This is a genomic window from Halorubrum amylolyticum (assembly GCF_004114995.1).
GTDB lineage: Archaea > Halobacteriota > Halobacteria > Halobacteriales > Haloferacaceae > Halorubrum > Halorubrum amylolyticum.
Genome location: NZ_SDJP01000002.1, coordinates 255904 through 278169, shown reverse-complemented (window position 1 = coordinate 278169; position 22266 = coordinate 255904). Strand labels below are relative to the sequence as shown.

Here is a 22266-nt window from a genome sequence, read left to right as displayed (position 1 = left end):
CGGCCACCCGCAAAGCCGTTGCGACACGGGCTGCGGACCGCCGCGGGCGGCGCGGGCTACAGCTCGATCCGGTCGACGATCGACCCGTTGCCGTCGCCGTCGCGGTGGGTGTTGATCGCGACCGTTCGGATCTGGTCTTCCAGCAGCGACCCCTCGATCTTCGCTTTGAGCAGCGAGTCGACCTGATACACCCCCGCCGCGTTGTTCATTCGGATCACGACCTGCGCCGGCGTCTCCTCGCCCTTGCGCAGGGAGACGCGCTCGATCGCCTGCGAGGAGACGGTGTTGATCCCGCGGCCGCCCTCCTCGTAGGGGACCCGCGAGCGCCCGCGCTCCATGTCGAGGCCGTCGGCGATCCGGACGACGCCGGCCTCGCGGGTCAGCGGCTGCTCCTCGGTGTGGTGACAGAGGATGGCGTGGAGCACCTCGGCCTTGATCCGGACTCGCTCCGGAACGCCGTAGAAGGAGGGGAGGAAGTCGTCGAGGAAGTCCGCGGCGAGCGGGATCGAGTAGTAGGGGTGGTCGTGGCGGTGGACGACGTGCCCGATGTCGTGGAGCGTGGCCGCGAGCGCGATGATCACCGGCTCGTCGGCCTCGTCGAGCCCCTGCTGGCGGGCGCCGTTGAACTCGACGCCGCCGGCCTTCAACAGGTCGTACAGCCGGAGCGCGCGGTCCCGAACGATCTCGACGTGTTTCGCGCCGTGGTCGTTGTACCCCTTTCGGTCGACGGGGTTGACGTTCTGCGCCTCCAAGTACGCCGTGATCTCCGGGTTCGACTCGATCCGGTCGAGCATCTCGTTGAGCCGGTCGTCGGGGAAGGCGTGCTCTCGGTCTGGGTGGTACTCGTGGCGGTCGGCGTCGGGGTCGGCGTCGGGGTCGGCGTCGGGGTCGGCGGGGCCGTCGGGGGAGTCGGTCATGAGATCGATGAGAACGCGACGAGTACTTAAAAGGATGTTCGTGGTCGGCGGGTGCAGAACAGCTGCGCGATCGGCCGCGTGGACGCGCTCGGCTGTGCGGACGCGACGACGAGAGGGGCGTAACCGGTCAGTGAGAGGGGCGTAACCGGTCAGTGCGGCAGTTTCGACCCGAGGCGCAACCTATAAGCGAGCCAAAGGCACATAGGGTGGTGTGACCCGACCCGCGTCCGAACACGGCTCGCCGACGCCGGTAGCGACGCGGCTCTTCTCGAAAAAACGCGCGTGAGCCGTCCGCCGGCGGGAGTGGCGACCCCGTCCCGGACGACCCCCGACGCACGCGCACCGTTTTCCGACCGACCGCGGACACCGACCGCACACAGACCCGACCCGACCGCAGACCCGACCCGCCCACCCATGACGGACACCACGACCACGACACCCTACGCGACGCAGGACGAGACGGACCGAGAGACGACCGACGAGCCCTTCGAGGGCGTTTACCCAGCGATGACGACCCCGTTCACCGTCGACAACGAGGTCGACCACGAGCAGCTCGCCGCCAACGCTCGATACTTCGAACGCGCCGGCGTCGACGGAGTCGTCCCCGTCGGCTCCACCGGCGAGTCGGCGACGATGACTCACGACGAGCACATCGACGTGATCGAGACCGTCCGCGACGCCGTCGAGGACGTGCCGGTGATCGCCGGCACCGGCTCGAACAACACCGCCGAGGCGCTCTCGCTGTCCCGGCGCGCGGCCGACGCTGGCGCCGACGGGCTCCTCCTCATCTCCCCGTACTACAACAAGCCCGAGCCCGCCGGCTTCCTGGAGCACTACCGCACCATCGCCGACGAAGTCGACCTCCCGCAGATCGTCTACAACGTCCCGAGCCGGACGGGCCAGTCGATCCCCGTCGACGTGACTGTCGAGCTCGCAGAACACCCGAATATTCAGGGGTACAAGGCCGCCTCCGGCGACCTGAACCTCATCAGCGAGGTGATCGAACGCACCCGCAACGAGGCGTTCTCCGTGCTCTCCGGCGACGACGGACTCACCCTTCCGGTGCTCTCGATCGGCGGCACCGGGACCATCAGCGTCGTCGCCAACGTCGAGCCGGAGCGCTCCTGTGCGATGGTCGGCGCCGCGCTCTCGGGGGACTACGACCGCGCGCGGACGCTCCACCACGAACTTGCGCCGCTCGTCCGCGAGCTGTTCGCCGAGACGAACCCGATCCCGGTGAAGGAGGCGATGCACGTCCGCGGACACGGCGGCCCGCGCGTGCGCTCGCCGCTCTCGCGGCTCTCCGAGGACCGGCGCGAGGTCCTGCGCGAGCTGCTGGCCGCGTACGAGGAGGGCGAGCCGGGAACCGTCGAACCGGAGGGCGTCGAGCCCGCGACGGGGGGCGCCGAATGAGCGGCGGCGACGCGGACGACCCGGTCACCGCCGACCTCCGGATCGCCGTCACCGGCGCGGGCGGCCGGATGGGCCGTGAGGTAATCTCGGCCGCCGCCGACCGCGAGGATGTCGCCGTCGCGGTCGCGGTCAACCGCACTCCGACCGACCCCGTGGCGGGGGTCGCGGTCGAGGACGCCGACCGGCTCGACGAGCTACTCGCGGCCGCGGAGCCGGACGCGCTCGTCGACTTCACCGGCCCCGCCTCGGCGGTCGCCTACGCCGAGGCCTGCGCGGACGCCGGCGTGCCGATGGTCACCGGGACGACCGGGTTCGCGGACGCGCAACTCGACAGCCTCCGGGCCGCGAGCGAGTCGGTGCCGGTGCTCAAGGCGTCGAACTTCGCGCGCGGCGTCGCCGCGCTCCGGCGAGCTGTCCGCGAGGCCGCCGCGGCGCTTCCCGGCTACGACGTGGAGCTGACGGAGACGCACCACAACGCCAAGCGGGACGCCCCCTCGGGCACCGCGAAGTCGATCCTCGACGACGTGGAGTCGGTCCGGGACGACCTCGATCGGCGCGTCCACGGCCGCGAGGGCGACGCGCCGCGCGAGTCCGGCGAGATCGGCGTCCACGCCCGCCGCGCGGGCGACGTGACCGGCGAACACGAGGTGCTCTTGGCCGGGAACCGCGAGTCGATCGAGCTCACGCACCGCGCCGGCGACCGCGGCGTGTTCGCCGAGGGGGCGCTCGACGCCGCCGACTGGCTCGCCGGCCGCGACCCCGGCTGGTACGAGTTCGGCGACGTGCTGGACGCGGGTTCTGATAACTGAGGAGCATTCGCACATCGACGAATAAATACCACCACTCATCCATACACCATTCAATGACGCTCGAAGCCGACGTATCCGACCTGTGGAACCGCTATCAAGAGGGGCTGACCGCCGCCGACGCGACGGACGAGGACGCCGCGGTGATCGACGCGTTCCTCGCCGCGCTGGAGGCCGGCGAGGTCCGCGCTGCCGAGAAGACCGGCGACGACGTGACCTCGTGGGAGGCCAACGAGTGGGTCAAGCGGGGCATCCTGCTCAACTTCGGCCTGCGCGAGACCGAGGCGCGCGAGTACGGCGGCGTGACCTACCACGACGTGCTCCCGCTGCGCGACACCGCGGACCTCGGCGAGCGGGGCACCCGCAACACGCCTGACGGCACGGCGATCCGCCGTGGCGCGTACCTCGGCAGCGACTGCATCATGATGAGCCCCTCGTTCGTCAACATGGGGGCGTACGTCGGCGACGGCACCCTCGTCGACTCGTGTGACACGGTCGGCTCCTGCGCCCAGCTCGGCGAGGGCGTGAAGCTCGGCGCCAACACGCTGATCGGCGGCGTCCTCGAACCGGTCGAGGACGCGCCGGTGATCGTCGAGGACGGCGTCTCGCTCGGCGCGGGCTGTCGGGTCACCTCGGGCTTCCGCGTCGGCGAGAACTCGATCGTCGGCGAGAACACCCTTCTCACCCCTCGCATCCCCGTTTACGACCTCGTCGAGGAGGAGGTCATCTACGGCCACCTCCCGGCCGAGCGCCGGGCGTTCACCCGGATGGTGGAGTCGTCGGTCGGCGACCACGACCTGTTCGAGGGCGGCGCGTACAAGCCCGCGGTCGTCGCGACCCACGTCGAGGAGGAGACGCTGGAGGCGACGCGGCGGGAGGACGCGCTCCGGGAATGAGCGAGACCGAACCGGTCGGGGAGAACCCCGTTGCCCGGCGCGTGAGCGACTGGAACGCCGACCGGCTCGCCGACCTCGCGGCCGAGTACGGCACCCCCCTCTACGTGCAGGACATCGACCGGGTCCGCGAGAACTGCGAGCGCCTGCGCGACGCCTTCCCGGACGCCGACGTGCGGTACGCGGTGAAGGCCCACACCGGTCGAGTCGTGCTGGAGGCGGTCCGCGAGGCGGGCCTCGACGCCGAGTGCGCCTCGGCGGGCGAGGTCGACCGCGCGCTCGCGGCCGGCTTCGGCGGCGACCGCCTCCACTACACCGCGGTCAACCCGCCCGCCCGCGACCTCGATTACGTCGTCGGCGTCGCCGAGGCGGAGCCGGACCTCACGGTCACCGTCGGCGCCGTCGACACCCTCGACCGGCTGGCGGAGCGGGGTTACGACGGCCGGGTCTGCGTCCGGGTGAACCCCGGCGTCGGCGCGGGCCACCACGAGAAGGTCCGGACCGGCGGCGCGGCGAAGTTCGGGGTTCCATACGACCGGGCCGCCGAGGCGACGCGGAACGCGGCCGAGCGCTTCGACGTGGTCGGTATCCACGCGCACGCCGGGTCCGGGATCGACCCGGACCAGCTCGACAGCCACCGCGAGCTGGTGGCGCGGATGGGCGAGTTGGCGCGGGAGCTCGCGGCGCCGGGAGAGTCGGCGGCGGGTGACGCCGCCCCGCTCGATCTCGAGTACGTCGATGTCGGCGGCGGCTTCGGCGTCCCCTACCGCGAGGACGCACCCGCGCTCGACCTCCCGGCGGTCGCCGAGGCGACGCGGGAGGCGGTCGCGCCGCTGCCTGCGGGCGTCGACCTCGCGATCGAACCCGGCCGGTACGTCGTCGCCGACGCGGGGGTCCTCCTCGCGCGCGTCAACACGGTGAAGCCGACGCCCGACGAGCGCGTTGTCGGCGTCGACGCCGGGATGACCGACCTGCTGCGCCCGGCGATGTACGACGCCTACCACCCGATCCGGAACCTCGGGGGCGGACGGGAGAGCGGCGGGCGCGATGCTCCCACCCCCGGTGATCGGTCGGCAACCCCTGTCACGGTCGCCGGACCTATCTGTGAGACCGGCGATACCCTCTGTATGGACCGAGCGCTCGCCGATCCGGCCCGCGGGGACCTCCTCGCGGTCGGGATCGCGGGCGCGTACGGATACGAGATGGCGAACCAATACAACTCACGACCGCGGCCGGCGGAGGTCGCGGTCGACGACGGGACCGCGGCCGTCGTCCGCCGCCGGGAGACGCTCGGCGACCTGACGACGGTCGAACGGGACGCGAACCGGAATCGAACCGACCGAACTGACCGAACCGACCGAACGGGGACGGACCGATGAGCGCCCACGCCGTCCCGTTCGAGAAGTACCACGGCACGGGCAACGACTTCCTCGTCGTCGACGCGGACGCCGAGGGGGTCGGCGACCGCTCGGCCTTCGCGCGCGCCCACTGCGACCGCGAGACGGGCGTCGACGGGGCGGAGTTCGGCGCGGCCGCCGCGAGCGGCGGCGACGGGAACGCCGGCCGACGCGGCGCCGACGGCGCCCTCTTTCTCAGCGTCGAGGAGCGGTCCCACCCCACTCGCGTCGTGATGACGTTGGTCCAGCCCGACGGCTCCACGGCGACGATGTGCGGCAACGGCGCCCGCGTCGTCGCTCGGTGGGCGCACGACCGGACGGGCGACCGCGAGTTCATGATCGACACGCAGGCGGGCACCCGGCGCGCCTCCGTGAACGCGGACGCGACCGCCGCCACCATCGAGATGGGCGAGCCGACGTTCGACCCCGCGTGGGTCCCGCTCGCCCGCGACGGCGCGCTCGCGGGCGAGCCGCTGATCGACGAGCCGGTCGCGGGGCTGACCGTCACCGCCGTCAACACCGGCGTCCCGCACGCGGTGGCGTTCGTCGACGGCGGCCGCGACGACCCAGACGGCATCGACGCGGTCGACCTCGACGCGGTCGCGCCGCCGGTCCGTCACGCCGACGCGTTCCCCGAGGGCGCGAACGTGAACCTCGCCGCGGTCGTCGACGACGGGTCCGGTGACGGCCCCGCAGTCATCGACCAGCGCACCTTCGAGCGCGGGGTCGAGGGCGAGACCCGCTCGTGCGGCACCGGCGCCGTCGCGGTCGTCGCGGCCGCGAGACGACTCGGCCTGATCGACGGCGAGTCGGCGGTCGCGCGACCGCCGGGCGGCGAGCTCGAAATCACGGTTCCGGACCGCGGCCACGCGACCCTGACCGGCCCCGTCGCCCGCGAGTACGAGGGAACGCTCCCCGCCGACCCGCGATGAGCGAGGCGGCGTTCGACCCGGTCTCGTTCTTGGAGCGGGCGGTTCAGATCCCCTCTCACGAGTCGATCGACGAGACCCGCGAGCTCGTGGTCGAGACGCTCGACCGGTTCGGGGTCGAATCCGAGGTCGTCGCCGGCGGCTGCGTGCTCGTCGAGAAGCGCTCGGACGCGCCCGACGGGGGGCCGCACCTCGTGTTGAACACCCACCTCGACACGGTGACGCCGCACGTCCCGTTCGAGCGCGGGGAAGCCCGCGAGGACGAGCGGGGCGATTCGGCGGGAACGGATACCGGTCCCGAAGACGTGATCCGCGGCCGCGGCGCCTGCGACGCGAAGGGGCCGCTCGCCGCGCTGCTGTCCGGCTTCCTCGCCGCCGACCCGGAGCGCGGTCGGCTCACGCTCGCGCTCACCCCGGACGAGGAGTCGCTGTCGCTCGGCGCCGGGGCGCTGACCGGTCGCTTGCCCGGGACCGAGGACCGGCTTGACGGCGACCTGTTCCTGGTCGGCGAGCCGACCGGCCTCGACGCCTGCACCGCCGCGAAGGGGCGGTTTCAGGGGACCGTCGGGCTGTCGGGGACCGCGGCCCACGCCGCGGAGTTCGCGGGGGCGAACGCGGTCGCGGCCGCCGAGGGCGCGCTCGCGGCGATCCGGCGGTTCGACGACGGCGCCGACGAGCACCCCCAGCTCGGCCCGCCGAAGCTCACCCCCACCGTTATCGAGGGTGGCGGCGCGACGAACCAAGTGCCCGCGGACTGCGAGATCACCGTCGACCGGCGGAGCGTCCCGCCGGAGACGGCCGAGGGGTTCCGGTCGTCGCTCGCGGACGCGGTCGAGGAGTCGACGCCCGACGACGTCGGCGTCGCGGTCGCGTTGACGGACCGCGAGTCGCCGTTCTTCGAGGCGTTCTCGACGGACCCCGAGCACGAGCTGGTGGGAACGATCGCGGGCGCGGCCCGGGAGGCCGGCGACTCGGTCGGACTCCCGACGGACCGCGGCGGTGCGGTCCGCCCCTTCGGCGCGGCCACGGAGGCGTCGTACTTCGCGCCCGCGCCGACGGTCGTGTTCGGACCCGGCGGCCTCGCGGACGACGCCGGAGCGGTGGCTCACGCCGATCGGGAGTACGTTCGGGTCCGAGAGGTGGAGGCGGCCGCGGAGGCGGTCGAGCGCGCGGTGTCGGAACTGCTCGGAGACGCGTAGCGGCGGGGGACAACCGGAGCCGCCCGGTCCGCTACAGCAGGAACGTCTCCTCCTTCTCAGCGAGGTCGACGAAGTCGTCGGCGGCCTCGATCAGCTCGTCGGCGGCTGAGTTGCCGAAGCCCATCGCCTCGACGCGGACACCCTCGTGGCGGAGGTGCGAGCAGAGCCGGGCGAAGTCGCCGTCGCCGGTACAGAGCACGACCGTGTCGACGTGGCTCGCGAGCGAGACGGCGTCGAGGCTCATCCCGAGGTCCCAGTCAGCCTTCTTCGACCCGTCGGCGAACGTCTTGATCTCCTTGATCTTCGTCTCGAAGCCGATGTCGCGGAGCGCCTCGAAGAAGCTCTCCTCCTCGGGGGAGTCGGCGCGGATCACGTACGCGATGGCCCGGACGAGCGACCGGTCGTTCACGGCCTCCTCGAGCAGTCCCGAGTAATCGATGTTCCGCGAGTACACGCTCTGGGCGGAGTGGTACAGGTTCTGCGAGTCAGCGAGGACCGCGACGCGCTGATCGGGGTGGATCTCGGTCATACGCCCCGTTCGACCCGGCGGGTTAGGGGCTTTGGGATTCGGCCGGAACCGCGTCGCGTCGGCCGATCGGCTATCTGGGGTTTTTTGTGTGTTCACCCGTTGATTTACCGCATGCCTCGGCGACACAATAGCGGTAGCGGCGACAGCGACCGCCGTATCGGCCGGCGGCGGTGGCTCTCCGCGCTCGGCGGCGCCGGCGCCGCGACGCTCGCCGGCTGCGCGGGCCTGGGCGACGAGGACCCGGGGAGGTCCGACGGGACCGGTGGGTCCGACGGCGACGGAGCGGTCGCGGTCGGCGACTTTCCGCGGTTCGGCGTCGGCGACCTGTACGGCGAGACGGTCGCTCGCGACCTCGCGCGGCGGGCGTTCGAGGAGTCCGAGTACGACTACGGCTTCGAGGGCGGCGACCTCGTGACCCCCGACGGCGACCGGGCGGGGCTCGACATCTACTACGCCGCCGGGCAGCAGACCTCCCAGCTCACCGCGGAGCTCATCGCACAGGAGCTCGGCGACAACCTCGGGATCGACGTCGCCGTCGAGGCGATCGACGCCACCCGGTTCAACAACGGGTACTGGACGGCCGAGCCGACCGGCGGCACCGACACCGTGAACGGCGAGTCGGTCGAATGGGGGAACCCGACCCCGCAGAACCCGGGTCCGCGGTCGGTCACGAGCGACGAGCCGTGGGACATGTCGATCGTGTTCGGGCTGAACACGTACCCGCTCAACCCGCTCACGAACGAGGTGTTCTTCGACGGCGTCACATCGTTTTACAACCCGGTCGGCTACTACCCCGAGTTCGACGCGACCGGGCTGTTCGAGGAGGCGCGCCGGGCGACGGACCGAGAGGGGCTCCGCGAGTCGTTCGTCGAGATATTCGAGAACCTCGCGCGGGAGCAGCCGTACGTCACGCTGGTTTTCAGCGACGACCTGCTGGGCCACGACCCCGCCCTGAACGGTCCCGTCGAGAGCTTCGCGAACGGGTGGGACCTGCCCGCGTGGCACAGCGGCGACGCCGGTGTCTCCGGGTCGTACGACACGGTCACCGCCGCGAGTTTCACGACCCTGAACCCGCTGTACAACACCGACGACAACGCCGAGACGGCGATCGGCCGCGCGCTCGATCGGGGGTACGTCTTCGACGAGGACCTGAACTACTTCCCGCTCCTGTACGACATGTCCACCGACGACGGCGAGGCGTGGACGTTCGAGGTCCGCGAGAACCTCCGGTTCAGCGACCCGTACGGACGGGTCACGGCCGAGGACTTCGTCTACCTGATCCGGGAGGTCCACCAGAGCGATTGGGCGAGCACTCCCGCCGCGACGAGCTGGGAGGGGGTCGAGGTCGAGCGGACCGGCGAGCTCGAGTTCCGGGCGACGCTGGAGTCGCCGAACCTGCTGTGGCCCGAGTCGTACGACCCCCTCCTGTATCCGATCCCCCGCGGGCTCGTCGAGCCCCACGTCGAGGCGGAGGACCGCGAGGGGCTCCGGCGGGACGAGGAGCTGCTCGAACTCCGGTTCACCGGGAATCTCGGGGCGTTCACGCTCGAGGAGTGGAACCGCGGGACCGGCACGGAGTACGCCCGCAACGACGAGTACTACCTCTGCGAGGCGGACGAGGGGCCGGCCCTGTTCGACGAGGGACCCCTGTTCGAGTCGGCCTCGATAAGCGTCATCGAGGAGCAGGCGACCCGGCTCGGGGCGCTGGAGACCGGCGAGGTCGACGCCGCGGCGATCCCCCCGGAGCGGTTCGGGTCGTTCGACGATGACGAGGACGTGGCGGTGAAGGAGATCCCCACGCCGTACAACACGATCCTCTCCGTGAACCAGCGCGACAACGGGTGGAGCGCCGGCCCGGGGAACCCGTTTCGGATCACCGAGTTCCGACAGGCGGTGGCGTCGGCGATCGACAAGCGACAGCTCATCGACGGGGTGTACCGAGGGCTCGCGTCGGGGCACTTCACCTGGCAGCCCCCCTGGTCCGAGTTCCACCCGGGCGGCGAGTAGGGCCGACCGCACCTCACCCGCGTTCACCGACACACACATATGGGATTCGGAAGGTACGTCACCGCTCGCGTGCTGTGGGCCGTAGCGGTGTCGCTCGTCATCACCACGGTCACGTTCCTCCTGCTGGCCGCCGCGCCGAATCCGAGTGTCCGTGAGGCGGCGACGCAGGCCGCGCTACAGGGCGGCGATCCGACCGCGGCCGCGGAGCGCGCCCGCGATCTCCGCGGCCTCGACGAGCCGCTCGGCGTCCGGTACGTCGACTTCCTCCGGGGCGTCTACACCCTGGACTGGGGCTGGGCCGACAGCCGGAGCCAGCCCGTGACGGCCGCGCTGGCCGAGGGGCTCTACTACACCGCCCAGTACTCCGTGCCGTGGACGGTTCTCACGGTCCTGATCGGGCCGCTCGTCGGCGTCTACTCGGCGGCGAACAGGCACTCCCGAGCGGACCACCTCGCGACCGGGATCGCGTTCTTCGGCTACGCCGTCCCGAACTTCTTCTTCGGGATCGTCCTCCTCCTGATCTTCGGAGTGTGGTTCGAGGTGATCCCCGTCGTGTACGACACGGACGTACCGGTGTTCAGCGTCGCGAACGCGGTCCAACTGTCGGTACCGGTGTTCGTGCTGGTCACCGGATCGATCGGCGCGGTCATGCGCGTGTCGCGCAACGAGTCCGCGGAGTTCCGGAACGCCGCGTTCGTGAAGACGGCGAAGGCCAAAGGGGTCTCACCGCTGCGCACGTACGCCTACCACGTGATGCGACCGACGATGGTGCCGCTGTCGACGACGCTTGTCGGCCAGCTGTTGACGCTGTTCCTCGGGTCGTCGCTGCTCGTGGAGGTCGTGTTCGGGATTCCCGGGCTCGGCCGAGTGACGTACGACGCGCTGCTCGCTCAGGACACGAACCTCGTGTTGGGGTCGACGCTGGCGTTCACGTTCGTCGCCGTGATCGGCAACCTCCTGGAGGACATCGCGTTCGCGGCGTTGGACCCGCGAATCGGATACGACGACAGATAAGCGAGGAGAGACGCATGACAGGAGAGAAACCGGAACGGTTCGATCGGATCGACTGGACCGAGGTCTCGCGGTCGCGGTGGTTCGAGCCGTCGATCAACACCGTCGGCGTGCTCCTCACCGCGCTCCCGCTCGCCCTGCTCGGCCTCTACGACTGGCGGGTCCTGCCCGCGCGGACGGCGACGTTCGAGCCCGTCGGACCGGAGTGGGACGTGGGCACCGTCGACTACCTCTTCGGGTTCACGCTGCTGTGTTTCGTCTGTTACGTCGTCGTGCCCCTGTTCCAGAACCCGCGGCGAGCGAGGCGCTACCGGCGGGCGATAGGGCGCAGCCGCCCGGCGGTCGTCAGCTTCGGGTGGCTCGGGGTCGTGTTCGTCGGGGGGATCGTCGGGCCGTTCTTCGTCGGCGCGCCGGAACAGAGCGTCCTCACGGGCCACCAGCCGCCCGTCTTCCTCTCCATCGACGCCGCGAACGTGGCGACCTGCGTCGGCGACGTGGTCGGCGGGCGGTGTCAGGGGACGTGGCACCACCCGCTCGGGACCACACGAGGCGGGAGGGACGTCTTCGCCGGTATCGTCCACGGGATGACGGTCAGCACGCAGATCGGGTTCGTCACGACGGCGGCCGTGGCGGCGATCGGCGTCGCCTTCGGGACGGTGAGCGCGTCAGCGGGCGGGTGGGTCGACGAGGTCATGATGCGGTTCGTCGACATCGTGCTCTCGTTCCCGACCCTGCTGATGTTCCTGCTCGTCCTGTACGTTTACGACGCCGGGCTCGGGACGTTCATCCTCGTGTTCGCGGCGTTCGGGTGGGGAGGGACTGCGCGGCACGTCCGCGGCAAGTCCCTCTCGGTCGCCGAGGCGGAGTACATCGATGCGAGCCGGATCAGCGGCGCGAGCACGGCTCACGTCGTCAGGCGCCACGTCGTGCCGAACGCGGCCAGCAGCATCGTCACGCAGCTCACGCTGCTCGTCCCGGGGGTCCTCTTGGCCGAGGCGCAGCTCGCGTTCCTCGGGCTCGGCGACGCCGGCGTCCCCTCGTGGGGACAGCTCATCGCCGCCGGACGGAACGACCTCGCGTTCGCACCGTGGATCGTCCTCGCGCCGGGCACCGCGCTGTTCCTGACCGTTCTGGCGTTCAACTTCCTCGGCGACGCGCTGTTGGACGCCGAGAACCCCGAATTGGAGGCCAAACGTCCCGAACCGGAGGCCAAACGCCCCGAACCGGAGGCCGAGAACGGATGACGGCCGCCGAGCCGCTGCTCGAAGTCGAAGGCCTCACGACGACGTTCGACACCGAGACCGGCGAACTCACTGCGGTCGACGGGATCGACTTCGCGGTCGGGGAGGGAGAGACGGTCTGTATCGTCGGCGAGTCGGGGTCCGGGAAGACGGTCGCGACCGAGTCGCTCACGCGGATCGTCAGGGAGCCGCCCGGCCGCGTCGAGGGGTCGGTCCGGTTCGATGGGCGCGATCTCCTGACGCTGTCCGAGCCGGAGCTGCGGCGAGTCCGCGGGAACGAGATCGCGCACGTCTTCCAGAACCCGCAAGAGGCGCTGAACCACTGTTACACCGTCGGGTGGCAGATCGTCGAAGCGCTCCGGGTCCACCGGGACGTCTCCGAGGCGGCGGCCCGCGCCCGGGCCGTCGACCTGCTCGACAGGGTCGGGATCGGGAACGCGAGCGCGCGCTTCGACGATTACCCCCACGAACTCTCCGGGGGAGAGAAACAGCGCGCGGTGATCGCGATGGCGCTGGTCGGCGACCCGGACCTGCTGATCGCCGACGAGCCGACGAGCGCGCTCGACGTGACGGTGCAAGCGCAGATCCTGAAGCTGCTCGACGGGCTCCAAGAGGAGTTCGGTACGGCCGTCCTCTTCGTGACCCACGACCTCGGCGTCGTCGCCCAGATCGCCGACCGAATCGTCGTGATGTACGCGGGGAAGGTGATGGAGCGCGGCGACGTGCTCGACGTCTTCGAACGCCCGGCGCATCCGTACACGCGGCGGCTGTTAAGCTGCGTCCCGGGGATCGGTGGGACCGACGGGGGAATCCCCGGCGAGCTTCCGGACCCGCGCGACCCGCCGGCGGGGTGTCGGTTCGCCCCGCGGTGCGCCCACGCCGAGCGGGCGTGCCGGACGGGAGGACAGCCGGAGGAACTGGCGGTGAATCCCGGACAGCGAGTCTCCTGCGTCCTCTACCGTGACGGATGGGACCCGACGGTCGTCCGGGACGACCCGCTGGACCCGAACCCAGATCCGGAGTCGAACTCGGACCCAGATCCGGAGTCGAACTCGGACCCAGATCCGGAGTCGAATGGGGTGTCCTCGACCGATGACTGAGGGGCCGCTCCTCTCGGTCCGGGGCCTGAAGAAGCACTACCCGATCAGGGAGGGGATCTTCAACCGACGGGTCGGCGCGGCCAAGGCCGTCGACGGGATCAGCTTCGACATCGCCCCCGGCGAGACGCTGGGGCTCGTCGGCGAGTCCGGCTGCGGGAAGTCGACGGCGGCGCGTTCGATCGTCCGGCTGGAGGAGCCGACCGCCGGCGAGGTGGTGTTCAACGGCAACGGCCGGGCCGGCGCGACCCGAAACCCGGACGGCACGCACCCGAACGACGTGACCCGGTTCGGGGACGCGGAGCGCAAGGCGTTCCGACGGGGGGCGCAGATGGTCTTTCAGGACCCCTCGTCGAGCCTCGACCCGCGGATGACCGCCGGGGAGGCGATCGGGGAACCGCTCCGGATACACGGGATGGACGACCGCCGCCGGCGACGGGCGATCGTCGAGGACCTCCTCGAACGGGTCGGGCTCTCGACCGAGGAGTTCGACCGGTACCCCCACGAGCTCTCCGGCGGGCAGAGACAGCGGGTCGCGCTGGCCCGCGCGCTCGCGTTGAACCCGGACCTCCTCGTCGCCGACGAACCCGTCTCGGCGCTCGACGTGTCGGTGCAGGCGGAGATCCTCTCGCTCATCGACGGCCTGCAGGAGGAGTTCGACCTCTCGCTTTTGTTCATCAGCCATGACATGTCCGTCGTCAGGCGGATCTGTGACCGCGTCGCAGTGATGTACCTCGGGGAGATCGTCGAGATCGGGCCGACCGACGATCTCTTCGCCGACCCGCGACACCCCTACACCGAGGCGCTGCTGTCGTCGGTCCCGGCGCCGGACCCGCGGTCGACTGTCGGCGGGATCGAGCTGCCCGGGACGGTGCCGAGCCCGGCCGATCCGCCGGACGGCTGCCGGTTCCACACGCGGTGTCACCGCGTCATCCAGCCGGACGGGATCGACATCGACCAGTCGGACTGGCGAGGGCTGTTGAACTTCCGGGACCGCGTCCTCGCGGGCGACGTCGACGTCGGTCGGGTCCGCGAGAACGCCGTCGTCGACGAGGCCGGCGACCCCTCCGCCGACCGCGGAGCGAACGGGACCGCGGGGGACGCCGCCGTCAGGGCGGAGCTCCGCAGGGAGTTCGACATCGACGGCCGGATCGGCGATCCCGGCGTCGAGGCGGCCGTGGAGGAGGCAATCGACCGACTCCTCGACGGCGACGACGAGGGCGCAGCGGCGCTGCTCTCCGAGCGGTTCACGACACCGTGCGAGGAGGCGACACCCGAGCGGACCGTCCACGCCGAGGGACACGCGTCGACGTGTCTGCGCCACGCGTCGGAGCGGACGGCCGCGCCGGACCGAACGGACGACTGAGACGGGTCCGTGCGTCGGCCGTCCCGGAGCCTGCGCGTCGGCCGTCCCGAAACCCTCGCCGTCGGCCGTCCCGAAACCCTCGCCGTCGGCCGTCCCGAAACCCTCGCCGTCGGCCGTCCCGAAGCTCTCGCGTCAGCCGTCCCTGAGGGTCGGAAGGGTCGCTCGCCGCGGCTCCGGCGGGTCGGTCTCGTCGCCGACGATCACCGCCAGATCGCCGCGAGGTTCGCCCCTCCCGCGGCCCGAATCCCGGTCCGTCAACACGACCGTTCCCCCGACCGAGAGCGACGCGACCACGCCGGCGGCCAGCGCCCGCGGGTCCGAGAGGTCGCTTCGGAGAACGACCCGCGTCCCGGCGTCGATCCCGTGCCGATCGACGACCGAGGCGGCCGCCGCGAAGAGGTCGCCGTGAGTGACCACGCCGTCGGCGGCGCGGACCGCCGGGTCGTCGGGGGCGACCGTGCTCGGCGGCATCCCCGGGTTCTCGCTCCACAGCTCCTGTTCCCAGTGGGTCGTCTCCGGGCGGTTCGGCGGCCCGCCGAAGGCGGCGAGGTTGGTCCCGGGCGCCGGCTCGGCCTCCGCCTCGTCCGCGACGGCGACGACCACCACGCGGTCGCCCCGCTCGATGCCCGCCGCGGGGTCGAAGCGGACCGGAGCGCCCAGCCCCGCGGCGCCGAGGAAGGCGAGCGCCGTGTGGAGCCCCGGACTCGGCTCGACGGCGACCGTCGAGCCCTCGCGGGCGCCGAGGTAGCGCAACACGTTGGCGGCCTTGTACGCGTTGGTGATCAGGTCCCGATACGTGCGCTCCCGCCCGTCGGCCGTGACGAGCGCGACCTCGCGGCTCCGTCGGTCGCGATCGAGCAGATCGCCGACGACATCCATACGCGTGGCTCGGAGCGGCCGAGACTTAAAAACGCGGCAGCGGTTCCGGGCGCCGCGAGCCGGGCGCCGTGGAACGGAAGCCGGGAGTCGCGAGCCGATCGAGGGGCGATCAGGGCGCGCCGGCGATGACCATCTTCGAGCCGTCCGCGGAGAAGGCCAGATCGCGGGTGGAGTCGGCGTCGACTCGGACCGCGTCCCCGGGGCCGAGCCCGACGGGGTCGCCGTCGACGGTGAGGGTCGCCTCGCCGTGGAGCAGCACGTACACCTCCTCGTGGCCCTCCTCGCCGTGGTCGTGTTCCATCCCTTCCCAGCCGTCGTCAGCCTCAACGACCGTGACTCCGAGCCCCCCGCAGTCGAGCGCGTCGCGGAGGAAGTACATGCCCGGGGCGCGCGGTTCGACGTCGTCGTAGGCGGTCGCGTCGTAGCCCATACCCGAAGCAGGGACCGAACCACGGAAAAGGTACGGGTCGGCGAGGGCGGGGTCCGCAACGGGTCGCCGCCCCGTCTCAGAAGGAGCCCTTCAGCTTCTCGAAGAAGCCGCCGGCGACGTCGACGTCCTCGCCGCCGGCCTCGGCGAACGCCTCCAGCGCCTCGCGCTGCTCCTCGTTGAGCGACTCCGGGATCACGACCCCGACCTGCACGTAGAGGTCGCCGCGACCGCGCCGGCGCAGGCGGGGAATTCCCTTCCCCTTGAGGCGGAACGTCTCGCCGCTCTGGGTGCCGGCGGGCACGTCCATCTCCACGCTGCCGTCGACCGTCTCGACCTCGATCGTGTCGCCGAAGACGGCCTGCGGGAAGGAGACCGCCTCGTTCACGCGGAGGTCGTCGCCGTCGCGCTCGAACCGGTCGCCGACATTCACGTTGACCTCGATCAGCAGGTCGCCCTTCGGACCGCCGTTCTCACCGGGCGCGCCCTCGCGCTCCATCCGGAGGCTCTGTCCCGAGCGAATGCCCGCCGGTATCTCGACCGAGAGCGTCGCCTTCTCGCGGACGACGCCGTCGCCGCCGCAGTCGGCGCAGTCCTCGCTGTACAGTTCGCCCTCGCCCTCACACCGGGGACACGTCGAGGTCTGCTGGACCCGGCCGAGCGGCGTCTGCTGGACCTGCTGGACCTGCCCGCGCCCGTTACACTGCGGGCAGGTCTCCACATCGGCGTCGGGCGGATGACCCGCGCCGCCGCAGGTGTCACAGTCGGTCGGGCGGGTGAGGGTGACCTCCTTGGTCGCGCCCTCGAACGCCTCTTCCAAGTCGATCGTGAGGCCCGTCCGGAGGTCGCTTCCCTGTCGCGGTCGGTTGCCGCCGCCGCGACCGCCGCGGCCGCCGCCACCGCCGAAGAACTGGTTGAAGATGTCCTCGAAACCGCCGGCACCGCCGGCGCCCCCCGCGCCGCCGAAGGGGCCGCCCGCGCCGCCGGGGCCGCCGCCGGTCGCGCCGCGCTTGTCGGCCTCGGTGAAGCGGTCGTGGCCCATCTGGTCGTACTGCTGGCGCTTCTGCTCGTCGGTGAGCACCTCCTTGGCCTTCTGGATCTTCTTGAACCGCTCCTCGGCGTCGTCGTCGTCGCTGACGTCCGGGTGGTGTTTGGCGGCCTGCTTGCGGTACGCCTTCTTGATCTCTTCCTCGCTGGCGTCCCGCGATACCCCGAGGACGTCGTAGAAGTTCTCGCTCATGCGTTACGTTCGTTGTTGAGTCGTTCGTGGCTGCGTCGTGTTACGCGGCGCGTCCGAGGGCTGCCGCGAATCGAAGGGGTCGGCGCTACTCTTCGTCGTCATCGTCCACGTCACCGGAACTGCGGAGCAGTTCTGGTCGGCTGATGAGAACGACTACTCGTCGTTCTCATCAACGTCTTCGAAGTCGGCGTCGACGTACTCCTCGTCGTCGCCGTCCGCGCCCGCACCACCCGCGCCTCCGGGACCCGCACCGCCCGGACCGGCGGCGCCGCCCATGCCGCCCATCCCGCCGGGACCGGCGCCGGCGGCACCGCCCGCGCCGCCCGGACCGGCCTGTGCGGCCTGTCCCTCGTACATCTGCTTGCCGATCTCCTGCAGTTCCTCGGTGAGGGCTTCGGTGGCGGATTCGATCTCGTCGGTGTCGGCGTCCTCGTCTTCGAGGACCTCCTCGACGCCCTCGATGGCCGCCTCGATGTCGGCGACGAGCTCGTCGTCGTCGAGCTCCTCCTCGTTCTCCTCTAAGAGGGTCTCGGCGCGCTGGATCGTCGTTTCGGCCTCGTTGCGGGCCTCGATCCGCTCGCGGCGGGCCTCGTCCTCCTCCTTGTGCTTCTCGGCCTCCTCCTGCATCTCATCGATCTCCTCGTCGGAGAGGCCGACGCCGCCCTCGATGGTGATCGACTCGGCGTTGCCCGAGCCCTGGTCCTCGGCCTCGACGTTGACGATGCCGTTCTCGTCGATGTTGAAGGAGACCTCGATCTGCGGGGTTCCGGCGGGCGCCGGCGGGATGCCGGAGAGCTGGAACGCGCCGAGCAGCTCGTTCTCGTCGGCGATCTCGCGTTCGCCTTGGAAGACGCGGACGTTGACGGAGGTCTGGTTGTCCGCGGCCGTGGTGAACACCTTCGACTCCTCGGTCGGAATGGTGGTGTTCTTCTCGATGAGTCGCTCGAAGAGGCCGCCCTTCACCTCGATCCCGAGCGAGAGCGGGGTCACGTCCAGCAGGACGATGTCGTCGACGTCGCCGGAGAGCACGCCGCCCTGGACCGCCGCGCCGAGCGCGACCGCCTCGTCGGGATTGACGTTCTTCTTCGGCTCCTGTCCGACGAGCTCCGCGACCTTCTCCTGGACCTGCGGCATCCGGGTCGAGCCGCCGACGAGGATGACCTCGTCGATGTCGGACTTGGCGTAGTCGGCGTCGGCGAGCGCCTGCTCGGTCGGCTCGACGGTGCGCTCGATGAGGTCGGAGGTGAGGTTCTCGAACGTCGCGCGGGTGACGGACTGTTCGAGGTGGACCGGACCGCTGTCGGTCGCGGTGATGAAGGGGAGGTTAACCGTCGTCTCCTTCTTGTTGGACAGCTCGATCTTCGCCTCCTCGGCGGCGTCTTTCAGCCGCTGGAGCGCCTGCCGGTCCTCGCGGAGGTCGATCCCGTGGTCGTTTTCGAACTCGTCGGCGAGGTGGTCGATGAGCGCCTCGTCCCAATCGTCGCCGCCGAGGTCGTTGTCCCCGTTCGTGGCGACGACCTCGTAGACGCCGCCGCCCAGATCGAGGACCGACACGTCGAACGTGCCGCCCCCGAGGTCGTACACGAGGACCGTCTGGTCGGACTCGTCGTCGAGCCCGTACGCCATGGAGGCGGCGGTCGGCTCGTTGACGATGCGCTCGACCTCGAAGCCGGCGATCTCGCCGGCGTCCTTGGTCGCCTGCCGCTGCTTGTCGTTGAAGTACGCGGGGACGGTGATGACCGCCTTCTCGACGTCGTCGCCGAGGTACTCCTCGGCGTCGCGCTTGATCTTCTGGAGGATCATCGCCGAGACCTGCTCCGGCGTGTACTCCTCGTCGCCGTCGCCGGACTCCGTCCGGCTGCCAGAGGCGCTTTGCGCCTCGCTGATCTCGACGGTGTAGCCGTCCTCGCCCATGTGCCGCTTGATCGACTGGATCGTGCGGTCGGGGTTCTGGACGGCCTGGTTCTTCGCCGGCTTGCCGACGAGGCGCTCGCCGTCGTCGGCGAAGGCGACGACCGAGGGGGTGGTTCGGTCGCCTTCCGCGTTGGCGATGATCTCGGGCTCGTCGCCCTCCATCACCGCGAACGCGGAGTTGGTGGTACCGAGGTCGATACCGAGGATCTTGTTGCTCGCCATCTTGCCCAAATGTACCGGCTTGTGTCGGTTAAAGGTTACTAGACGGCGCGATTCGTCCGCGCGACAGATCCCACCGCAGTCATGCGATTTCTCCGATCGTGTGAACGCGTCTCACCGATGTCTTTATACCGATCCGCAAGCGCAGCAGCCCGTTTTCGACTCGGGGGCCGAGGGTCCGAGGGTGACGAAGGCTCAGATCCCGCTGACGAGGTCTTCGAGCACGGCCTCCGGGTCGTCGGCCTTCGCCACGCCGGAGGCGAGCAGGACGCCGGCGGCACCGAGGTCGCCGGCGGCGGCCACGTCCTCGCCGGTCGAGACGCCGGCGCCGCAGAACACGTCGACGGCGGGGTCGACGGCCTCGGCGGCCGCGACCGCGTCCTCGACGATCCCGGGGTCGGCCGTCGAGACGGAGACGTCGCCGCCGATGAGCTCGGGGGGCTCGACGGCGACCGCGTCGGGACCGAGCGCGGCGGCGGCGCCGACCTGCGCGGGGTTGTTCGCGCAGACGATCGTCTCCAGATCGGCGCGCTCGGCCGCGCGGACGGAGCCGTCGATGTCGGCGAGCTTCAGGCGGTTCTCGGAGTGGTTCACGAGCGTTCCCTCGGCGCCGTTGTCGGCGACCGCCTCTGCGAGCGTCGACCCGGTGTGGGAGCCGTGGGCGTTCGGCGAGACGTGCTGACCCCACGTCTCCACGCCGGTGTCGGCGACGCGGGCGATGTCGGCGGCCTGCGGCGAGACCGCGATCCGCGCGCCGGACGCCTCGGCGGCGTCGCGGGCGGCGGTCGCGACGTCGAGCGGGTCACACGGGTACGCCTTGAGGTTCACTAGGATGAACATACGCGCACTGGGAGAGCGCGGCGCAAATAGCTTCATGCTTCGGCGACGCCCCCTCGGAGCGTCCTCGCGGGCCGTGAAACCGGACGCGGTTTCGCTGACCCCGAGAGCAGAAACGACCTTATACCCCGCTGTTGTGGGTCCGACAAGGGATGTCCCTCATCGAGCTCATCGCCGGCGTGGAAGCTCACGAGGCCACGCTGACCGTCTTCAACGCGGACCCGGCGGTCACGGACGAGCTCCGAGAGCACTTCGCCGACCGCAACGTCCGGATCGTCGACGACCAGACCGCCGCCGGCCCGGAGAGGTTCGCCGTGCTCGCGCGGGACGGGGAGTTCGTCACGGCCGTGACCGTCGGCGAGCTGCTACCGGGGCCGGACGGCGACGGCGAGTCGGGAGACGGATCGAGAGGCAACGGATCGGGAGGCGGCGAGCCGCGAGCCGGAGCGTCGACCGGCGGCCGCGTCGGCGAGGCGGTGTTGGACCACCTCGACGAGACGATGTTCACCTCCTACTCGCGCGCGGACATGGTTGCCGCGTCCCGCGAGATCGAGGACCGCGCGTGGCGGGTCGGCGACGGGGAGCTCCACGCCGGCTTCCAGACGCTCGACGTGCTCACCGGCGAGTCGGACACCTACGACCTGCTCGGCGAGAAGGAGCGGCTCGACGTGCACGCGTACGCCGCGGACGAGGGCGACGCTCCCTCCGTGGAACACTACGCCGTTCACGTCGGCGAGACCGCCGAGCTCCGCGAGACGTGGTTCGTCGCGTACGACGGCGGCGGGTACGACGACGCGAAGTGCGCGCTGCTCGCCGAGGAGCGCGCCCCGAGCGAGTTCTACGGGTTCTGGAGCTACGACCCCGAGACGGTCGATTACATCATCGATTACCTGACCGAGCGCTACGGCGGATCTGAGCGGGCGGACGACGGCGGGGCGGCGGCGTGACGGTCCGCCCCGCCGAGACGACCCTCTGGCTCTCGGCCGCGGCGCTCGTCGCGACGGTCGCGACCGCCGGGAGCCTCTGGTTCAGCCTCGGGCTGGGGCTCACGCCCTGCGACCTGTGTTGGTACCAGCGGATCGCCATGTACCCGCTCGTCGCGGTGCTCGGGATCGCGGCGTGGGAGAACCGTCCGGCGGTCGTCCGGACCGCGCTCCCGTTCGTGGGGCTCGGGCTGAGCCTCGCCGCCTACCACTCGTACCTCCAAGCGACGACGGCGCAGTGCGCGCTCGGCGGCCCGTGCGCGGCCGTTCTGTGGCAGAGCCCGGCGCTCGGACTCACGATACCGAACCTCTCGCTCGTCGCGTTCGGGCTGCTCACGGTCTTGCTCGTCGGAATGTGGCGTCGGGTCGGACGGCAGTGATCGGCGGAAGAAAGAGGGCCCGGAGAGGCCTGACCGTCAGTCTTTCCGCTTGACCACGTCGCCGAGCGTCATCGTCCCGGCGTCGCCGCTGTCCCAGTCGGCGTCGTCGACGGACTCGCCCTCGACCAGCGAGATGTCGAGCGCGCTCTCCAGTTTCCGCTGGACCTCGTCGGTCGGGAGCGTGTCGCCGCGCTCGAGTTTCCGGATGAGGCTCGCCTTCTCGTTGAGCTGGTCGGCCAGCTCCTCCTGGCTGAGATCGCGGGACTCGCGGGCGTTTCGGATCTGGTCGTCGTAGTCGGTGGCGATCTCGTCCATGTCGTCGAACATGTCGCGGGGGCGCGTCGACCCGCCCGACGAACCGGACGAACCGGACGAGCCGCCCGACGAGCCGGAGGAGGACCCGGACGACTTCCCGGTGCTCGAACTCGTGGAGTACTTGCTGCCGCCGGAGCCGGTGGACTCGTCGCGGACCTCGGTGCCGAAGTCCGTACACGAGCTGCACAGCTCCAGCTCGGCGCCTTCGACCTTCGTCGTCGTCAGCGAGGCCTCGTCGGCGCCACACATCTCACACTGGGGCATACG

The 22266-nt window shown here is 70.9% G+C and carries 21 protein-coding genes; 13 read left to right on the top strand and 8 right to left on the bottom strand.

Annotated features, from left to right (window positions below):
* Positions 1-56: 56 nt before the first annotated feature.
* On the bottom strand, positions 57-917 hold the full coding sequence (locus ESO89_RS03880) for an HD domain-containing protein (protein WP_128904361.1): 861 nt from the start codon (positions 915-917) through the stop codon (positions 57-59).
* A 414-nt stretch (positions 918-1331) separates the two neighbouring features.
* On the opposite strand from ESO89_RS03880, the gene dapA reads away from it, so the two are divergent.
* From dapA to ESO89_RS03850, 6 genes are read left to right on the top strand one after another with little or no spacing between them, the layout of a single operon-like run.
* Entirely contained in the window at positions 1332-2330 is a 999-nt protein-coding gene (gene dapA / locus ESO89_RS03875; RefSeq protein WP_128904360.1) for a 4-hydroxy-tetrahydrodipicolinate synthase, read from the top strand.
* On the top strand, positions 2327-3139 hold the full coding sequence (gene dapB / locus ESO89_RS03870) for a 4-hydroxy-tetrahydrodipicolinate reductase (RefSeq protein WP_128904359.1): 813 nt from the start codon (positions 2327-2329) through the stop codon (positions 3137-3139). Before dapA ends, dapB begins: the two co-directional genes overlap by 4 nt.
* A gap of 53 nt (positions 3140-3192) precedes the next feature.
* Positions 3193-4032 carry a 2,3,4,5-tetrahydropyridine-2,6-dicarboxylate N-succinyltransferase gene (locus ESO89_RS03865; protein WP_128904358.1) on the top strand — a complete coding sequence of 280 codons (840 nt, stop codon included), beginning with the start codon at positions 3193-3195 and terminating at the stop codon, positions 4030-4032.
* Positions 4029-5408 (top strand): diaminopimelate decarboxylase, encoded by a 1380-nt coding sequence (gene lysA, locus ESO89_RS03860; protein ID WP_128904357.1) that lies wholly within the window; start codon positions 4029-4031, stop codon positions 5406-5408. Before ESO89_RS03865 ends, lysA begins: the two co-directional genes overlap by 4 nt.
* Positions 5405-6358 carry a diaminopimelate epimerase gene (dapF, locus tag ESO89_RS03855; protein WP_128904356.1) on the top strand — a complete coding sequence of 318 codons (954 nt, stop codon included), beginning with the start codon at positions 5405-5407 and terminating at the stop codon, positions 6356-6358. The genes lysA and dapF overlap by 4 nt, the downstream gene beginning before the upstream one ends.
* Positions 6355-7554 (top strand): M20/M25/M40 family metallo-hydrolase, encoded by a 1200-nt coding sequence (locus tag ESO89_RS03850; RefSeq protein ID WP_128904355.1) that lies wholly within the window; start codon positions 6355-6357, stop codon positions 7552-7554. The genes dapF and ESO89_RS03850 overlap by 4 nt, the downstream gene beginning before the upstream one ends.
* A 31-nt stretch (positions 7555-7585) precedes the next feature.
* Here ESO89_RS03850 and ESO89_RS03845 read toward each other — a convergent pair whose 3' ends face one another.
* Positions 7586-8083: a LabA-like NYN domain-containing protein gene (locus ESO89_RS03845; protein WP_128904354.1), complete on the bottom strand. Its 498-nt coding sequence runs from the start codon at positions 8081-8083 to the stop codon at positions 7586-7588.
* Positions 8084-8194: 111 nt separating this feature from the next.
* Here ESO89_RS03845 and ESO89_RS03840 point away from each other — a divergent pair, with 111 nt between their 5' ends.
* From ESO89_RS03840 to ESO89_RS03820, 5 genes are read left to right on the top strand one after another with little or no spacing between them, the layout of a single operon-like run.
* Positions 8195-10090, top strand: coding sequence for an ABC transporter substrate-binding protein (locus ESO89_RS03840; protein ID WP_128904353.1), 1896 nt, complete (start codon positions 8195-8197; stop codon positions 10088-10090).
* A gap of 39 nt (positions 10091-10129) precedes the next feature.
* Positions 10130-11104 (top strand): ABC transporter permease, encoded by a 975-nt coding sequence (locus tag ESO89_RS03835; protein ID WP_128904352.1) that lies wholly within the window; start codon positions 10130-10132, stop codon positions 11102-11104.
* 14 nt (positions 11105-11118) lie between these two features.
* A complete protein-coding gene (locus ESO89_RS03830) occupies positions 11119-12345 on the top strand; it encodes an ABC transporter permease (RefSeq protein ID WP_128904351.1) in 1227 nt (408 codons plus the stop codon).
* A complete protein-coding gene (locus tag ESO89_RS03825; RefSeq protein ID WP_128904350.1) occupies positions 12342-13442 on the top strand; it encodes an ABC transporter ATP-binding protein in 1101 nt (366 codons plus the stop codon). The genes ESO89_RS03830 and ESO89_RS03825 overlap by 4 nt, the downstream gene beginning before the upstream one ends.
* The gene (locus ESO89_RS03820; RefSeq protein WP_128904349.1) at positions 13435-14805 is read left to right on the top strand and encodes an ABC transporter ATP-binding protein; all 1371 of its coding nucleotides are present in this window, start codon (positions 13435-13437) and stop codon (positions 14803-14805) included. Before ESO89_RS03825 ends, ESO89_RS03820 begins: the two co-directional genes overlap by 8 nt.
* A gap of 132 nt (positions 14806-14937) precedes the next feature.
* Here the strand turns inward: ESO89_RS03820 and ESO89_RS03815 are convergent, their stop codons facing one another.
* The 5 genes from ESO89_RS03815 to tpiA all read right to left on the bottom strand — a co-directional run bounded on the left by ESO89_RS03815 (position 14938) and on the right by tpiA (position 20324).
* Entirely contained in the window at positions 14938-15684 is a 747-nt protein-coding gene (locus ESO89_RS03815) for an acyl-CoA synthetase family protein (protein ID WP_128904348.1), read from the bottom strand.
* Positions 15685-15793: 109 nt separating this feature from the next.
* On the bottom strand, positions 15794-16114 hold the full coding sequence (locus tag ESO89_RS03810; protein WP_128904347.1) for a cupin domain-containing protein: 321 nt from the start codon (positions 16112-16114) through the stop codon (positions 15794-15796).
* 76 nt (positions 16115-16190) lie between these two features.
* Complete coding sequence (gene dnaJ, locus ESO89_RS03805) at positions 16191-17351, bottom strand: molecular chaperone DnaJ (protein ID WP_128904346.1); 1161 nt, start codon at positions 17349-17351, stop codon at positions 16191-16193.
* Positions 17352-17504: 153 nt separating this feature from the next.
* Positions 17505-19487 (bottom strand): molecular chaperone DnaK, encoded by a 1983-nt coding sequence (gene dnaK / locus ESO89_RS03800; protein WP_164932738.1) that lies wholly within the window; start codon positions 19485-19487, stop codon positions 17505-17507.
* 192 nt (positions 19488-19679) lie between these two features.
* On the bottom strand, positions 19680-20324 hold the full coding sequence (gene tpiA / locus ESO89_RS03795; protein ID WP_128904344.1) for a triose-phosphate isomerase: 645 nt from the start codon (positions 20322-20324) through the stop codon (positions 19680-19682).
* Positions 20325-20473: 149 nt separating this feature from the next.
* Between tpiA and ESO89_RS03790 the strand changes: the two genes are divergently transcribed.
* Both ESO89_RS03790 and ESO89_RS03785 read left to right on the top strand, forming a co-directional pair.
* Entirely contained in the window at positions 20474-21268 is a 795-nt protein-coding gene (locus ESO89_RS03790) for a DICT sensory domain-containing protein (protein WP_128904343.1), read from the top strand.
* The gene (locus ESO89_RS03785) at positions 21265-21684 is read left to right on the top strand and encodes a disulfide bond formation protein B (protein WP_128904342.1); all 420 of its coding nucleotides are present in this window, start codon (positions 21265-21267) and stop codon (positions 21682-21684) included. The genes ESO89_RS03790 and ESO89_RS03785 overlap by 4 nt, the downstream gene beginning before the upstream one ends.
* Before the next feature lie 36 nt (positions 21685-21720).
* Here the strand turns inward: ESO89_RS03785 and ESO89_RS03780 are convergent, their stop codons facing one another.
* Positions 21721-22263 (bottom strand): multiprotein bridging factor aMBF1, encoded by a 543-nt coding sequence (locus tag ESO89_RS03780; RefSeq protein WP_128904341.1) that lies wholly within the window; start codon positions 22261-22263, stop codon positions 21721-21723.
* Between the last annotated feature and the right edge of the window lie 3 nt (positions 22264-22266).

Excerpts from the sequence above, each read along its gene's own strand:
- ESO89_RS03880 (WP_128904361.1), bottom strand. The coding sequence starts at position 917 with ATGACCGACTCCCCCGACGGCCCCGCCGACCCCGACGCCGACCCCGAC.
- dapA (WP_128904360.1), top strand. The coding sequence starts at position 1,332 with ATGACGGACACCACGACCACGACACCCTACGCGACGCAGGACGAGACG.
- dapB (WP_128904359.1), top strand. The coding sequence starts at position 2,327 with ATGAGCGGCGGCGACGCGGACGACCCGGTCACCGCCGACCTCCGGATC.
- ESO89_RS03865 (WP_128904358.1), top strand. The coding sequence starts at position 3,193 with ATGACGCTCGAAGCCGACGTATCCGACCTGTGGAACCGCTATCAAGAG.
- lysA (WP_128904357.1), top strand. The coding sequence starts at position 4,029 with ATGAGCGAGACCGAACCGGTCGGGGAGAACCCCGTTGCCCGGCGCGTG.
- dapF (WP_128904356.1), top strand. The coding sequence starts at position 5,405 with ATGAGCGCCCACGCCGTCCCGTTCGAGAAGTACCACGGCACGGGCAAC.
- ESO89_RS03850 (WP_128904355.1), top strand. The coding sequence starts at position 6,355 with ATGAGCGAGGCGGCGTTCGACCCGGTCTCGTTCTTGGAGCGGGCGGTT.
- ESO89_RS03845 (WP_128904354.1), bottom strand. The coding sequence starts at position 8,083 with ATGACCGAGATCCACCCCGATCAGCGCGTCGCGGTCCTCGCTGACTCG.
- ESO89_RS03840 (WP_128904353.1), top strand. The coding sequence starts at position 8,195 with ATGCCTCGGCGACACAATAGCGGTAGCGGCGACAGCGACCGCCGTATC.
- ESO89_RS03835 (WP_128904352.1), top strand. The coding sequence starts at position 10,130 with ATGGGATTCGGAAGGTACGTCACCGCTCGCGTGCTGTGGGCCGTAGCG.
- ESO89_RS03830 (WP_128904351.1), top strand. The coding sequence starts at position 11,119 with ATGACAGGAGAGAAACCGGAACGGTTCGATCGGATCGACTGGACCGAG.
- ESO89_RS03825 (WP_128904350.1), top strand. The coding sequence starts at position 12,342 with ATGACGGCCGCCGAGCCGCTGCTCGAAGTCGAAGGCCTCACGACGACG.
- ESO89_RS03820 (WP_128904349.1), top strand. The coding sequence starts at position 13,435 with ATGACTGAGGGGCCGCTCCTCTCGGTCCGGGGCCTGAAGAAGCACTAC.
- ESO89_RS03815 (WP_128904348.1), bottom strand. The coding sequence starts at position 15,684 with ATGGATGTCGTCGGCGATCTGCTCGATCGCGACCGACGGAGCCGCGAG.
- ESO89_RS03810 (WP_128904347.1), bottom strand. The coding sequence starts at position 16,114 with ATGGGCTACGACGCGACCGCCTACGACGACGTCGAACCGCGCGCCCCG.
- dnaJ (WP_128904346.1), bottom strand. The coding sequence starts at position 17,351 with ATGAGCGAGAACTTCTACGACGTCCTCGGGGTATCGCGGGACGCCAGC.
- dnaK (WP_164932738.1), bottom strand. The coding sequence starts at position 19,487 with ATGGCGAGCAACAAGATCCTCGGTATCGACCTCGGTACCACCAACTCC.
- tpiA (WP_128904344.1), bottom strand. The coding sequence starts at position 20,324 with ATGTTCATCCTAGTGAACCTCAAGGCGTACCCGTGTGACCCGCTCGAC.
- ESO89_RS03790 (WP_128904343.1), top strand. The coding sequence starts at position 20,474 with ATGTCCCTCATCGAGCTCATCGCCGGCGTGGAAGCTCACGAGGCCACG.
- ESO89_RS03780 (WP_128904341.1), bottom strand. The coding sequence starts at position 22,263 with ATGCCCCAGTGTGAGATGTGTGGCGCCGACGAGGCCTCGCTGACGACG.